The sequence below is a fragment of the Pseudomonas sp. KCJK9016 genome (assembly GCF_046231795.1).
In the GTDB taxonomy this organism is placed as follows: Bacteria; Pseudomonadota; Gammaproteobacteria; order Pseudomonadales; family Pseudomonadaceae; genus Aquipseudomonas; species Aquipseudomonas bananamidigenes.
In genome coordinates, this window is the sequence record NZ_JBJJMM010000021.1 from 41,869 (window position 1) to 55,697 (window position 13,829).

At 59.1% G+C, this 13,829-nt stretch carries 15 protein-coding genes; 6 read left to right on the forward strand and 9 right to left on the reverse strand.

The window, feature by feature from the left end; genetic code table 11:
- Positions 1-12 precede the first annotated feature (12 nt).
- The gene (dapA, locus tag ACK6BI_RS20145) at positions 13-891 is read right to left on the reverse strand and encodes a 4-hydroxy-tetrahydrodipicolinate synthase (protein WP_409318438.1); all 879 of its coding nucleotides are present in this window, start codon (positions 889-891) and stop codon (positions 13-15) included.
- Between the two features lie 313 nt (positions 892-1,204).
- Here dapA and ACK6BI_RS20150 point away from each other — a divergent pair, with 313 nt between their 5' ends.
- Both ACK6BI_RS20150 and ACK6BI_RS20155 read left to right on the forward strand, forming a co-directional pair.
- Positions 1,205-1,765: a glycine cleavage system protein R gene (locus ACK6BI_RS20150; RefSeq protein ID WP_065257645.1), complete on the forward strand. Its 561-nt coding sequence runs from the start codon at positions 1,205-1,207 to the stop codon at positions 1,763-1,765.
- A gap of 10 nt (positions 1,766-1,775) precedes the next feature.
- Positions 1,776-2,249, forward strand: a complete 474-nt coding sequence (locus ACK6BI_RS20155; protein ID WP_409318439.1) for a peroxiredoxin — start codon at positions 1,776-1,778, stop codon at positions 2,247-2,249.
- Positions 2,250-2,283: 34 nt separating this feature from the next.
- Here the strand turns inward: ACK6BI_RS20155 and ACK6BI_RS20160 are convergent, their stop codons facing one another.
- Both ACK6BI_RS20160 and ACK6BI_RS20165 read right to left on the reverse strand, forming a co-directional pair.
- Complete coding sequence (locus tag ACK6BI_RS20160) at positions 2,284-3,354, reverse strand: AI-2E family transporter (protein ID WP_085710240.1); 1,071 nt, start codon at positions 3,352-3,354, stop codon at positions 2,284-2,286.
- A 32-nt stretch (positions 3,355-3,386) separates the two neighbouring features.
- Complete coding sequence (locus ACK6BI_RS20165; RefSeq protein ID WP_258678867.1) at positions 3,387-3,626, reverse strand: sulfurtransferase TusA family protein; 240 nt, start codon at positions 3,624-3,626, stop codon at positions 3,387-3,389.
- Positions 3,627-3,723: 97 nt separating this feature from the next.
- On the opposite strand from ACK6BI_RS20165, the gene ACK6BI_RS20170 reads away from it, so the two are divergent.
- The gene (locus ACK6BI_RS20170; protein WP_065257642.1) at positions 3,724-5,157 is read left to right on the forward strand and encodes a M48 family metalloprotease; all 1,434 of its coding nucleotides are present in this window, start codon (positions 3,724-3,726) and stop codon (positions 5,155-5,157) included.
- 62 nt (positions 5,158-5,219) lie between these two features.
- On the opposite strand, the gene ACK6BI_RS20175 is transcribed toward ACK6BI_RS20170, so the two are convergent.
- From ACK6BI_RS20175 to rpoE, 4 genes are all read right to left on the reverse strand, one after another.
- The gene (locus ACK6BI_RS20175; RefSeq protein ID WP_409318440.1) at positions 5,220-6,668 is read right to left on the reverse strand and encodes a DegQ family serine endoprotease; all 1,449 of its coding nucleotides are present in this window, start codon (positions 6,666-6,668) and stop codon (positions 5,220-5,222) included.
- A 206-nt stretch (positions 6,669-6,874) separates the two neighbouring features.
- Entirely contained in the window at positions 6,875-7,837 is a 963-nt protein-coding gene (locus ACK6BI_RS20180; protein ID WP_409318441.1) for a MucB/RseB C-terminal domain-containing protein, read from the reverse strand.
- A gap of 8 nt (positions 7,838-7,845) precedes the next feature.
- Positions 7,846-8,433 carry a sigma-E factor negative regulatory protein gene (locus ACK6BI_RS20185; RefSeq protein WP_409318442.1) on the reverse strand — a complete coding sequence of 196 codons (588 nt, stop codon included), beginning with the start codon at positions 8,431-8,433 and terminating at the stop codon, positions 7,846-7,848.
- 31 nt (positions 8,434-8,464) lie between these two features.
- Positions 8,465-9,046 (reverse strand): RNA polymerase sigma factor RpoE, encoded by a 582-nt coding sequence (gene rpoE, locus ACK6BI_RS20190; protein WP_060753712.1) that lies wholly within the window; start codon positions 9,044-9,046, stop codon positions 8,465-8,467.
- Positions 9,047-9,605: 559 nt separating this feature from the next.
- Here rpoE and nadB point away from each other — a divergent pair.
- Entirely contained in the window at positions 9,606-11,222 is a 1,617-nt protein-coding gene (gene nadB, locus ACK6BI_RS20195; protein ID WP_409318443.1) for an L-aspartate oxidase, read from the forward strand.
- On the opposite strand, the gene ACK6BI_RS20200 is transcribed toward nadB, so the two are convergent.
- Both ACK6BI_RS20200 and ACK6BI_RS20205 read right to left on the reverse strand, forming a co-directional pair.
- Positions 11,191-11,643, reverse strand: coding sequence for a protein YgfX (locus tag ACK6BI_RS20200; RefSeq protein WP_409318444.1), 453 nt, complete (start codon positions 11,641-11,643; stop codon positions 11,191-11,193). The two genes, nadB and ACK6BI_RS20200, sit on opposite strands and share 32 nt — an antisense overlap.
- Positions 11,627-11,881 (reverse strand): succinate dehydrogenase assembly factor 2, encoded by a 255-nt coding sequence (locus tag ACK6BI_RS20205; protein ID WP_065257636.1) that lies wholly within the window; start codon positions 11,879-11,881, stop codon positions 11,627-11,629. Before ACK6BI_RS20205 ends, ACK6BI_RS20200 begins: the two co-directional genes overlap by 17 nt.
- 149 nt (positions 11,882-12,030) lie before the next feature.
- Between ACK6BI_RS20205 and ACK6BI_RS20210 the strand changes: the two genes are divergently transcribed.
- Positions 12,031-12,972: a YgfZ/GcvT domain-containing protein gene (locus ACK6BI_RS20210; protein ID WP_409318445.1), complete on the forward strand. Its 942-nt coding sequence runs from the start codon at positions 12,031-12,033 to the stop codon at positions 12,970-12,972.
- 34 nt (positions 12,973-13,006) lie between these two features.
- Positions 13,007-13,828: an HDOD domain-containing protein gene (locus ACK6BI_RS20215; RefSeq protein WP_409318446.1), complete on the forward strand. Its 822-nt coding sequence runs from the start codon at positions 13,007-13,009 to the stop codon at positions 13,826-13,828.
- The last annotated feature ends 1 nt before the right edge of the window (position 13,829 follow it).

Consider the following 13,829-nt stretch of genomic DNA (forward strand, 5'->3'; position numbering starts at 1 on the left):
GTACTTCCTCAATTAAACCAGGACGCCGCACTGGCGCAGGGCCGAGCGCAACGTTTCATGACAAGGAGCGCTCAGCCAGGTCAGCGGCAGGCGGATACCTTCGTGCATCAGGCCCATTTCGACCAAAGCCCACTTCACCGGAATCGGGTTGGCTTCGATGAACAGGTCCTTGTGCAGCGGCATCAGTTTTTCGTTGATCGCCCGTGCGGTCTCGGCGTCGCCCTTGAGCGCAGCCTCGCACAGGTCGGCCATTTCGCGTGGAGCGACGTTGGCAGTGACGGAAATGTTGCCTTTGCCGCCCATCAGGATCAGCTCGACGGCGGTAGGATCATCGCCCGACAGCACGATGAAATCCTTGCTCACGCCATCGAGGATCGCCTTGGCGCGCTTCAGGTCGCCGGTGGCTTCCTTGATGCCGATGATGTTCGGCACGCTGGACAGACGGATCACGGTTTCGGCCTGCATGTCGCAGGAAGTGCGGCCTGGAACGTTGTAGAGGATCTGCGGGATGTCCACGGCTTCGGCGATGTGTTTGAAGTGCTGGTACAGGCCTTCCTGGGTCGGCTTGTTGTAGTACGGAACCACCAGCAGGCAGGCGTCGGCGCCGGCTTCCTTGGCATTGCGGGTCAGCTCGACGGCTTCGCGGGTCGAGTTGGCGCCGGTGCCGGCGATGACCGGAATCCGACCGTTGACTTGCTTGACCACGGCTTTGATGACGGCAATGTGTTCTTCTACGTCAAGGGTTGCCGACTCGCCGGTCGTACCGACCGCGACAATGGCATGGGTGCCGTTCTTGAGGTGGAAGTCCACGAGTTTGCTGAGGCTGTCCCAGTCAAGACGCCCTTGTGCATCCATGGGTGTGACCAGTGCCACCATACTGCCCGCAATCATGAAACCGCTCCTGCCGGAAAAAGAGAGCGGTAATGGTACTGGCGCCAACATGCTTGCACAAGCGAAGTACGGTGCCGCCATTCCCCTGAGCGCCGCTTTTCGCTACCCTTCAGACTTTGATCGGTACAGATCAGCTTGTACGTCGGGTTCCTGCTCCCTGTTTCGGCCATCGAGGCCCCATTCCAGTGTCGCCGCCTTACGCTTCCTTAATTATCGAAGCCGTGGCGATATGCAAATCGGGCTTTCCGTACGGGCATGTCCCGGCAATCAATGCCTTTAACCTACCGACCGCTCATCGCTTTAGGAATGCTGCATGTCCACCCCCACAGTTCGCGAACAATTCCTTGTCGTCAGTGCGCTCGGCGCCAATCCCATGGAGCTGACCAACGTCCTGTGCCGCGCCAGCCATGAAAACCGCTGCGCGGTCGTCACTTCGCGCCTGACCCGCCACGGCGAGTGCAGCGCACTGGTGCTCGAAGTCTCCGGCAGCTGGGACGCCCTGGCCCGCCTGGAAAGCAGCCTGCCGATCCTGGCCAAACGTCATTCGTTCACCGTGAACGTGGTTCGCAGCGCCGCCCTGGAAAATCGCCCGCAGGCCCTGCCGTACGTGGCTTACGTCTCCTCGGCCTATCGCTCCGACATCATCAATGAACTCTGCCAGTTCTTCATGGATCACAACGTCGAGCTGGAAAACCTGACCTGCGACACCTATCAGGCGCCGCAGACCGGTGGCACCATGCTCAACGCCACATTTACCGTGACCTTGCCGGCCGGCACCCAGATCAGCTGGTTGCGCGACCAGTTCCTGGATTTCGCCGATGCCATGAACCTGGACGCGCTGATCGAACCGTGGCGCCCACAGAACCCAATGTAAGGAAGCTTTCATGGCCGTAACCATCGATCAACCGGTTGCCGACTTCGAAGCACCCGCCACCAGCGGACAGACCGTGCGCCTCTCGGCCCTCAAGGGCACGCAAGTGGTGATCTACTTTTATCCGAAGGACAGCACTCCGGGTTGCACCACGGAAGGCCAGGGGTTTCGTGATCAATACGCGGCGTTCAAGGCTGCCAACACGGAAATCTTCGGCATTTCCCGGGACAGCCTGAAGTCCCACGAGAACTTCAAGTGCAAGCAGGAGTTTCCGTTCGAGCTGATCAGCGACAAGGACGAAGCCGTCTGCCAGCTGTTCGACGTGATCAAGCTAAAAAAACTCTACGGCAAGGAATACATGGGTGTGGATCGCAGCACCTTCCTGATCGACAAGAATGGTGTACTGCGTCAGGAATGGCGTGGCGTGAAAGTGCCAGGCCACGTTGATGCGGTGCTGGCCGCCGCTCAGGCACTGAACAAGGCCTGATCCTTTCGGCGCCCTGGCGGGCGCCGAATCCGTTTCAGAGCAGTGGCGCTACCACCGGCTCCTTGCGTGGCCAGGCATCAAGCACGGCCTTGAACAGCGTCGCCAGCGGAATCGCGAAGAATACCCCCCAGAACCCCCACAACCCGCCGAACAGCAGCACCGCGCAAATGATTGCCACCGGGTGCAGGTTGACCGCTTCGGAAAACAGCAGCGGCACCAGCACGTTGCCGTCCAGGGTCTGGATAATTCCGTAGACCGCCATCAAATAAATGAACTGATCGCTCCAGCCCCACTGGAACAGCGCGATCAACATCACCGGCACCGTCACCACTACCGCCCCGACATACGGCACCACCACCGACACCCCCACCAGCAACGCCAGCAGCGCCGCGTAGTTCAGCCCGAGGGCGACGAAGGCGATATAGGTCACGCCACCACAGATCACGATCTCGATGACCTTGCCGCGAATGTAGTTGGCGATCTGCCGGTTCATTTCCTCGGCAACCCGGGTGATCAGCGCTCGCTCACGTGGCAGATAACCGCGCACCCATTCGCCGATCATCACTCGGTCTTTCAGGAAGAAGAACACCAGGATCGGCACCAGAACCAGGTAGATCATGATGTTTACCAGCAGCGGCAGACTGGACAACGAAAACGTCAGCGCCCACTGCCCGAACTTGCCGATCTCGCCCCGTGCCGCCTCGATGGCTTGCAGCACCTGCTCGTCGGACACCAGATGCGGATAGCGCTCCGGCAGCAGCAACAGCAACGACTGCCACTTGGCGAGCATGCCCGGCAACTCGTTGAACAAGGTGATCAGTTGATGCCAGAGCAACGGCAACACCACGACGATGAACAACAGCAATACGCCCATGAACAGCGCGAATACCAGTCCCACCGCCGCGCCGCCAGGCATCCGCAGGCGCTCCAGGGTCACCACAAGACCCTGCATCAGGTAAGCCAGCACCATGCCGGCCAGAACCGGCGCAAGCATTCCACCCAGAGTCAGCACGGCGGTGAAGGCAAGAAACAACAGCACCGCCAGCACGACGGCTTCCTCATCGGAAAAGTAGCGCTGAATCCAGTCGCGTAACACTTTGAACATCAATAATCCTTAGGTCTTTTACGCTGTCGATTTCAGGCTTTTTTCAACCAGTAACGGTAGACGCCTGCCTCGTCTTCTTCACGCAGCAGCGTATGACCGGCCAACCGCGCAAAGGTGCGAAAGTCGCGCTGTGAGCCGGCATCCGTGGCGATCACCTTCAGCACTGCACCGCTGGGCAACCTGTTCAGTTCCATCTTGGCCTTGAGCAACGGCAACGGACAGTTCAGGCCGCTGGCGTCCAGTTCACAGTCGTGGGCTACGGCGTCGGTCATGCGTCACTCCGGATCAGGTGGTCAGGCTGCCTAGAATATCTGGTCGCAGGCCCGGTGTCCGGCTACAGTAAGGACTTTGTCGACTAAGGCTTTGTGCATGACATTTTTGCGCCCTACCCTGCTGACGCTCGCTTGCCTGCTCGCCTCACCGGGCTTCGCCGACGACCTGCCGTCACTCGGTGACGCCAGCTCTGCAATCGTCTCGCCACAACAGGAATACCAACTGGGCCGTGCCTGGCTGGCATTACTGCGCAGCCAGGTTTCGCAACTCAACGATCCGCAACTCAAGGATTACGTCGAGTCCAGCGTCTATAAACTGGTGGAAACCAGCCAGGTCAACGACCGACGCCTGGAGTTCATTCTGATCAACAGCCCGCAGCTCAACGCCTTCGCGGCACCAGGCGGGATTGTCGGGGTCAACGGAGGCCTATTTCTCAACGCCCAGACCGAAGGTGAATATGCCTCAGTGCTGGCCCACGAACTGGCACACTTGTCACAACGCCACTTCGCTCGCGGTGTCGAGGCCTCCCAGCGGATGCAGGTGCCGATGATGGCCGCCCTGTTGGCCGGCATCGTGATCGCAGCAGCCGGTGGCGGTGATGCGGGGATTGCGACCATCGCCGGCACTCAGGCGGCAGCGATCCAGTCGCAGCGCACCTTCTCGCGCCAGAACGAGCAAGAGGCCGACCGTATCGGCATCCTCAATCTGGAAAAGGCCGGTTACGACCCCCGCTCCATGCCGACCATGTTCGAGCGCCTGATGCGCCAATATCGCTACGATGCCAAGCCGCCGGAATTCCTGCTGACTCACCCGGTGACCGAGTCGCGGATCGCCGACACCCGCAACCGCGCAGAGCAGGCCAAGCCCGGCGGCATCGAGGACAGCATGCGCTATCAGTTGATCCGCGCACGGGTACAGCTGATTTATGAAGAAACACCCGGGATGGGTGCAAAACGCTTCCGGGCGCAACTGGACGAAAACCCGAAAAACAATGTGGCCCGTTACGGTCTGGCGATCGCCCAGATCAAGGGAGGCCAGCTGAATGAGGCGCGAGCGAACCTCACGCAGTTGCTGGCGCAGTCGCCGAACGAAATCATCTACAACCTCGCCCAGATCGATCTGGACATCACCAACAATCGCTTGGCAGACGCGCAGTCACGCGTCGACCGCATGCTGACGCAATACCCGGGAAATTATCCGCTGAACCAGGTACGTGTCGATCTGCTGTTGAAGCAGAACCGTACAGCCGATGCGGAAAAGGCTCTGGAAGGCTTGTTGAAATCACGCCCGGACGATCCGGACGTCTGGTATCAGGTGGCGGAGACCCGCGGCTTGTCCGGCAACATCATTGGTCTGCATCAGGCCCGTGCCGAGTATTTCGCACTCGTCGGCGACTATCGCCAGGCCATCCAGCAACTGGATTTCGCCAAGCGCAAGGCCGGAAACAACTTCCCGCTCTCGTCGCGTATCGATGCTCGTCAGCGTGAGCTGATGGAGCAGGAACGCATGATCAAGGACATGATGGGATAAAACTGCGGGCATGAAAAAACCGCCTCATTCGAGGCGGTTTTTTTTGTCTCAACAACAGCGAATCATTCAGCCAGCTTGAAGGTAATGAAGCTGGCACGTCCCTGACGCAGAACCCGCATCGATACCGAGCGATTCTTCGGCAGTGCCTTGGCGATCTCTCCGAACTCCTTGGCCGAACCAATGGCCTGGTTGTTCAAGTGAGTGATGATGTCGCCAGGCTGCAGACCAATCAGGGCGGCAGGGCCGTCCTGCACCTCCTTGATGACCACACCACCTTTGAGATCGTAGGTTTTCTTCTGCTCAGCGGTCAGTTCGGCCACGGAAACACCGAGGCGATTACTGCTGGTCTCGACGCCGGATTTCGGCAAGGCATCCAGCTCCTTGTCTTCGTCAGGAATCGCGCCGACCGTCAGCTCGATATTCTTGCGCTTGCCCTCACGAATCACTTCCAGATTGGCCTTGGCGCCAGCTTTCAAAGCACCTACCAGGTGAGGAAGATCAGCGGACATGACAATCGGTTGACCGTTCATGCTCAGGATCACGTCGCCTACTTGCAGTCCACCCTTGGCAGCCGGGCCGTCGTCCTGGATCTGGGCCACCAGCGCACCGGCCGGTTTTTCCAGACCGAATGACTCTGCCAGATCCTTGTTCACTTCCTGAATGACAACGCCCAGCCAGCCGCGACTGACCTTGCCACCGCTTTTCAGCTGGTTGGAGACATCCATGGCAACGTCGATCGGGATAGCGAAGGAAACACCCATGAAGCCACCGGAGCGGGTGTAGATCTGCGAGTTGATCCCCACCACTTCACCGTTCAGATTGAACAGCGGACCACCGGAGTTGCCAGGATTGATCGGCACGTCGGTCTGAATGAACGGCACATAGTTTTCGTTCGGCAGGCTGCGGCCGACTGCGCTGACGATGCCTTGGGTCACCGTGTGGTCGAAGCCGAACGGCGAACCGATCGCCACGACCCACTGACCGGCTTTCAGGTCCTGAGACTTGCCGAGCTTCAGCACCGGCAGGTCCTTGCCTTCGATTTTCAGCAGGGCCACGTCGGAGCGTGGATCGGTGCCGATCAGCTTGGCTTTCATTTCGCTGCGATCTGCCAGTCGAACAAGGATTTCGTCGGCATCGGCGATCACATGGTTGTTGGTCAGGATGTAGCCATCCGGCGAAATGATGAAGCCCGAACCCAGCGATTGCGCTTCACGCTGACGGTCACCACGTGGCGAACGCTGCTGCGGCGGCATGCCCCGCTCGAAGAACTCACGCAGCATCGGCGGCAAGCCATCCAGATCCGGCATCTGCTGGTTCACTTTGCGATCCGGCAGTTTTTGCGTGGTACTGATGTTCACCACCGCAGGCGAGGCCTTTTCAACCAACTGGGTGAAATCCGGCAGGTTGACCGGACTGGCCACTTCAGCCGCACTGACTGCCGGGACAGCCTGACCGAGCACCAGCACAGCGGTGATGACGGAGAGATAAGACTTCAAACTTGGTATCGACATACAGCTCCCGTTACGACGAGCAGGGTTAAGCGATATGGAGCAAGGAACACCGGAAACCACAGGCCGGCATTTTTGTTCCGGGAACAACAAACAAGGCCAGAGCCGAGAGGCTCTGACCTATAAAAAACTTTCGGGTTATTTGCAAATGAAAATGCTCAGCAAACATTTCACATCTCGAAGACGAAGTGGAAACGGCTGGAATCAGCTCACTGCTTGCTGGTTGCAGCGCCATCATTGCGTATCGACAGGGCAATCCGCTCGGCAGTGCCAATCGGAATTTCGCCGACCACGGTCACCATCATCTCGCCCTGTGGCGTAGTCAGCCGGCGGGACACAGCAACGGTAGGACCCAACTGAGTCCGGGTATCCGTGACGACTGCACCGTTGAGCGGCTCCAGAAACACCGAGAAACGAGCCAGTCCATCGTCATACAGCAGACTGTTGACCTGGGTCTTGGTGTCGGGATCCTTGTGCGAGGAACTGCTGGTGAGCTCAAATCCGGGGGGCAACCAGTCGGATCGCCAGACCTGGGCAGCCTTGACGGCTGAAGCCTTGTCACTGTCGAGGTTGACCGGTTTACAGTCGGAAGCAGCCTGAAGATCCTTGTCGGTCGGAACCTCGGAAGTATCCAGACGAGTGAACTGAAACCGCTCCAGCAACTGCCCCTTGTCGTTGAGCAAAAGGGATTTGAGCGGCAATCCCGTTTCCTTGTCCAGATGCAGCTCGAAACCGTAGCGATATTGATCTCTTGGCGTCAGCGATACGATTACCGCCTCACGCCCGGCCACACGCGACTTGCCGATCACGGCAAGATCATACCAATTCTTCAGTTTCTGGGGATCGAGAGGACGAGCGGCAGAGTTCGGAGAATCTCCCAGCCCCGCAATCAGGGCGCCACTCACGCACTGAGTATGCCCGTCAATGCGCACAACCTCCTGCGCCGAACCGTCAAGCTGAAGCAAGCGCTCACGCACTTGGCCGTTCTGGACACGATGCCAGATGCTATGGGTAGAAAAACTACCGTTACGCTCGTAGACGAATGTGCCGTGAAAGCTTTGCTGCTGCTCCGCCTGGCCCAGGCGGGTCAGCCAGTCCTGGGCCTCATCAGCATGGGCGGGAACAACGAACCAGCCGCTGAGCAGAAGCGAAAGTAGAGGTATGGCGCGCATGATCCTCCTTAACGGTTTTCCAGACTGGCTGCACGCGCATAAGGCAGGGCACTTTCAGTGCCTTTCAGCGCGGCTTGCTGAGCGTGTTGGCGCAGGTAACCCGGCAGACGCTGATCGTGCCAGCCTGGCTGACCTTGCAGCACACCATTGGCCATAGGGCCGGTGGCTTCCGAACTCTCATTGTAGCCGGCCAATACAGCCGGGCCTTTTACTTGAGGAACGGCCAATGCTGGCTGATTGGATTGTTGCGCAAGTTCAACACCGGCGATTTCATCCTGGTTGTACAGACGAACACCGGCCAGTACGGCAACAGTCACCGAGGCTGCAACAGCAAGACGACCCAGGCTGCGCCAAGGACCGCGGGACACTTTGGCTGGAGTGGCTTCATCTTCCAGTGCAGAAGAAACCGCCGCAGCAAGATCCAGGCGTGGCAGCAGCAGATCCTTGTGCATGGCTGCCCGAGCGATCTGGTAACGAGCCCAGGTTTCGCGGGTTTCAACATCATCCAGTGCGTTGAGCACTCGACGCAATTCCAGTTCGTCCGCTTCGTTATCCATCACTGCGGACAGCGATTCCTGCAGGGCTTCCCGACTCATGGCGTTCCTCTCTTGGCTGTCGCCGCTGTCTTTAGTTTTCCTGCAACAACGGCTGCAGGGCTTTATCGATGGCCTCCCGAGCGCGAAAAATCCGGGAGCGCACGGTACCAACCGGACATTGCATGACACTCGCGATGTCCTCGTAACTGAGACCATCGAATTCACGCAAAGTTAAAGCCGTGCGCAAATCCTCTGGCAATTGCTGAATGGTTCGATGGACGGTGCCTTCGATCTCATCCCGCAGCAATGAACGCTCTGGAGATTCAAGATCCTTCAGGCCGTGATCGCCGTCATAGAACTCTGCATCTTCCGAGCTGACATCGCTATCCGGCGGCCGGCGGCCGCGTGAAACCAGATAGTTTTTCGCCGTGTTGATGGCGATGCGGTACAGCCATGTATAAAAGGCACTGTCTCCGCGAAAGTTTCCAAGCGCTCGGTACGCCTTGATAAAGGCTTCTTGCGCAACGTCCTGGGCTTCATGGGTGTCGTGCACGAAACGCACGATCAACCCGAGAATTTTGTGCTGATACTTCAACACGAGCAGATCGAAAGCTCGCTTGTCGCCGCGCTGAACGCGCTCAACCAGCTGCTGATCCTCTTCCTGGGTTAGCATGAACACTCCTCGATAAACTCGGAGGAGGCTTGCATGACCAATCGACCGGACTTGCAAACATAGACTCGGGCTTTTCGCAAAAGTTCTCCCCCTCCAAGCAAGTTTCCTGCGGGCTTCTGATTTGACACGCACGAAAAACGCAGCGCGGAACATGCCGGCTGCGCGAATAATCTTTTCATCGGCTCACCGGTGAGAATCCAAGCACGAATTCCTCGTTGAAGCCGACACTGTCCCTTGATTCAGGCAACTGTCTATTGATCTTGAGCCTTTGGCAAAAGTTCCAAACATTTATAGTCGGACAAAAGCGACATTGGGCAACCACGGGTGGAAAAAGCATGTTTCATCCGCGATACAGCCGCTTTTTCCATGAAACAGAGAAAAAAGCATCTGAAAAGGCGCCCGCATTTTTCCATCACGATAGTTTCACAATGCCATGTCGGCCCGGCTATTGTGCCGCCCCACCCCTCTATATACTAGTGGGCTGTGTGGCTGTCTCGACTCGCCCCTCCGCCTGTCTTGCGCCAACCCCGACCCGGGTCGCATTGAGCGGAATCCTGAAATGAGCCAACAGTTTCAACACGATGTCCTGGTGATTGGCAGCGGTGCTGCCGGTTTGAGTCTCGCGCTGACCTTGCCCGGTCACTTGCGCATCGCCGTATTGAGCAAAGGTGACCTCGCCAACGGCTCGACTTATTGGGCCCAAGGGGGTGTCGCAGCCGTACTGGACGATACCGACACCGTCGAATCCCATGTGGACGATACGCTCAACGCCGGTGGCGGCCTGTGTCATGAGGATGCAGTACGTTTCACCGTCGAGCACAGCAAAGAAGCGATCCAGTGGCTGATCGACCAAGGCGTGCCCTTTACCCGCGATGAGCACTCCGGGACAGAAGATGGCGGTTTCGAATTCCACCTTACCCGCGAAGGCGGCCACAGCCACCGCCGCATCATCCACGCCGCCGATGCCACCGGTGCCGCGATCTTCACAACCTTGCTGGCCCAGGCAAAAGAACGCCCGAACATAGAGTTGCTGGAACAGCGCGTCGCCGTCGATCTGATCACCGAACGTCGCCTGGGGTTGGATGGCGACCGCTGCCTCGGCGCCTACGTGCTCAATCGCAAGACCGGCGAAGTCGACACCTACGGCGCCCGGTTCGTGATTCTGGCTTCCGGCGGCGCCGCCAAGGTCTACCTCTATACCAGCAATCCTGACGGCGCCTGCGGCGACGGCATCGCCATGGCCTGGCGTTCGGGTTGCCGCGTGGCGAACCTGGAATTCAATCAGTTCCACCCCACCTGCCTTTATCACCCGCAGGCCAAGAGTTTCCTGATCACCGAAGCCCTGCGCGGAGAAGGCGCGCATTTGAAATTGCCGAACGGCGAACGCTTCATGCAGCGTTTCGACCCACGCGCCGAGCTCGCGCCCCGGGACATCGTCGCCCGGGCCATCGACCATGAAATGAAGCGCCTGGGTGTCGATTGCGTCTATCTCGACATCAGCCACAAGCCCGAAGCCTTCATCAAATCGCACTTTCCGACCGTCTACGAGCGCTGCCTCGGATTCGGCATCGACATCACCAGACAACCGATCCCGGTCGTCCCGGCGGCGCACTACACCTGCGGCGGCGTAATGGTCGACCAACAGGGTCGCACAGACGTGCCCGGTCTCTACGCCATCGGCGAAACCAGCTTCACCGGCCTGCACGGCGCCAATCGCATGGCCAGCAACTCGCTGCTGGAATGCTTCGTCTACGCCCGTTCTGCCGCCTCGGACATCCTCGGACAACTGTCCGACGTCGCCATCCCCCACGCCTTGCCCGCCTGGGATGCAAGCCAGGTAACCGACTCCGACGAAGACGTGATCATCGCGCATAACTGGGACGAGCTGCGGCGCTTCATGTGGGACTATGTCGGCATCGTACGCACCAACAAGCGCCTGCAACGGGCGCAACATCGCGTGCGACTGCTGCTGGACGAAATCGACGAGTTCTACAGCAACTATAAGGTCAGTCGCGACCTGATCGAATTGCGCAACCTGGCACAAGTGGCGGAACTGATGATTCGCTCGGCCATGGAGCGCAAAGAGAGCCGAGGCCTGCATTACACCCTCGACTATCCGGACCTGCTGCCCGAAGCCCTCGACACTATTCTGGTGCCGCCCACCTACGTCGGCTGAACTTGAGACGTACCCGCAGGCGTCGGTGCAGATCCGCCGCCTGCGCATCCCGGGGCACGCAGATCGACCTGACCCGCCACTCGCCGCGCAAACGAAAGCGCAGCACCACAATCATGGGTAGCGCCAGACTGTCCGGTCGCAATTGAACCGGTTGCCAGCCATCGGCCCGATTCCACAACTGCCAGCCATCGGCATCACGACGCAATCCACAGAAGGCCTTTGGATGACTCAACAGTATCTGGCGCGGCAACACCCAGGCAGCGTGGCCCAGACAGGCAAGCATGCCGAGCAGGCTGCCCCAGAAAGGCAGGACAAGCAGAAACAGGGAGCACAGTGCCAACGCCTGCGCCAGGAGATACGCCGCCAGCAACTGCCGTGAGGCCTGCCAGCGGCATTCGAACGTATTACTTGGGCTGGACACGGTCCAGAATCATGCGAACCATGCGTTGCAGCTCGGGATCTTCCGATTCGCTGCGTTCCATGAACCAGCCGAACATGTCCTGATCCTCGCATTCCAGCAGGCGGACATACAGCGCCCGGTCCACCTCGTTCAGATTCGAGTAGACCTCTTTCACGAACGGCACCAACAACACGTCAAGCTCGAGCATGCCGCGACGGCTGTGCCAAAAGAGGCGATTCAGTTCAACTTGTTCGACCATGGAGCGCTCCTCAAATAGGCCGCAAGTATACAGGCCCGGGGCGGGCCGAACAGTCGGCTTTGGTCGGGCACCACCGATCCTTTATGAACTACCCATTTCAACACCACCCCCTTATGATGTGCCCCAGTCTATTTACCCTGCGATGACCCATGGCCGATTCTGCTTTTTTCTGCACCCTCTCTCATGAAGGCGTTCTCGCGGTTCGCGGCGCGGATGCCGGAAAATTCCTGCAAGGCCAGTTGACCTGCAATATCAATTACCTGAGCGATGACCGGGCCAGCCTTGGCGCCCGCTGCACGCAGAAAGGCCGGATGCAGTCGAGCTTTCGCATTGTGCTCGAAGGCGACGGCGTACTGATGGCCATGGCCGGTGAACTGCTGGAGCCGCAACTGGCAGACCTGAAAAAATACGCCGTGTTTTCCAAATCGAAACTGACCGACGAAAGCGCCGCATGGGTGCGCTTCGGTCTGGATCACGGGGATGCAGCCCTGAGCAGCCTGGGTCTGGAACTGCCGGCGGACGCCGACAGTGTGGTTCGCCATGAAGGGCTGATCGCGATTCGTGTTTCCCCAGAACGTGCCGAGCTCTGGGTGCCTGCCGCTCAGGCCGACGCCGTCAAAGGCAAATTGTCTGCGCAGCTGACCGCAGCCGAACTCAACCAATGGCTGCTGGGCCAGATCCGCGCCGGTATCGGCCAGGTCATGCCGGGCACCCGTGAACTGTTCATTCCGCAGATGCTCAATCTGCAAGCGGTCGGCGGCGTGAGTTTCAAGAAAGGCTGCTACACCGGTCAGGAAATCGTTGCGCGCATGCAGTACCTGGGCAAGCTCAAGCGTCGCCTGTACCGCGTGCGACTGGACGCCAGCGAGTTGCCTGAGCCTGGGACCCCGTTGTTCGCCCCAAGCCACGGCAGTTCCATCGGCGAAGTGGTGCTGGCTGCCCGCGCCGAACAAAATATTGAACTGCTGGCGGTGCTGCAGGCCGAAGCTGCCGACGCAGGCGATTTGCGTCTGGGCACGGCCGAAGGTCCGGCGCTGCACTTGCTCGACCTGCCATACGAACTGGATCGCGACCGCGAAATCCAGCGTTGATCGCAGTTTTGTTGCAACACCCTAGAGAAATGACATGAGTGAGCTGGCGGATAAGGTCCAACAGGATTTGGTTGAGGCCATCGATAACGATGACCTGGTTCTGCCAACGTTACCGGAAGTGGCCCTGCAGATTCGCAAGGCCGCCGAAGACCCGGACATCAGCGTCAGCGACCTGAGCAAAGTGATCGGCCGCGACACGGCACTGTCCGCGCGACTGATCAAAGTGGTCAACAGCCCGTTGCTGCGCGCTACCCAGGAAGTCACTGATCTGCACACCGCGATCACCCGACTGGGTGTCAACTACAGCAGCAACCTGGCGATCGGTCTGGTGATGGAACAGATCTTTCACGCCCGCTCCGAGGTGGTGGAACAGAAGATGCGCGAGGTGTGGCGCAGGAGTCTGGAAATCGCCGGTGTCAGCTACGCCCTGTGCCGCCGTCATACCCAACTCAAACCTGATCAGGCTGCATTGGGCGGGCTGGTGCACCAGATCGGCGTGCTGCCGATCCTGACCTACGCCGAAGATCACTACGAATTGCTGTCCGATCCGGTCAGCCTCAACCACGTGATCGATCACATTCATCCGCTGATCGGCGACAAATTGCTGCAGGTCTGGGAGTTCCCCGAGCGACTCGTGGCGTTGCCGGGGCTGTATCAGGATCTGAAACGCGAATCGCCACAGGTCGACTACGTGGATCTGGTACAGGTGGCCAGCCTGTATTGCCACAAGGACAGCGATCACCCACTCGCCCGGATCGACCCGCTCAGCGTTCCAGCCTTTCGCAAGCTCGGAATCGACATCGACAACAAGGCATTGTGCGCGGATCTGGAAGAGTCGCGGTCGATGTTCTACTGAG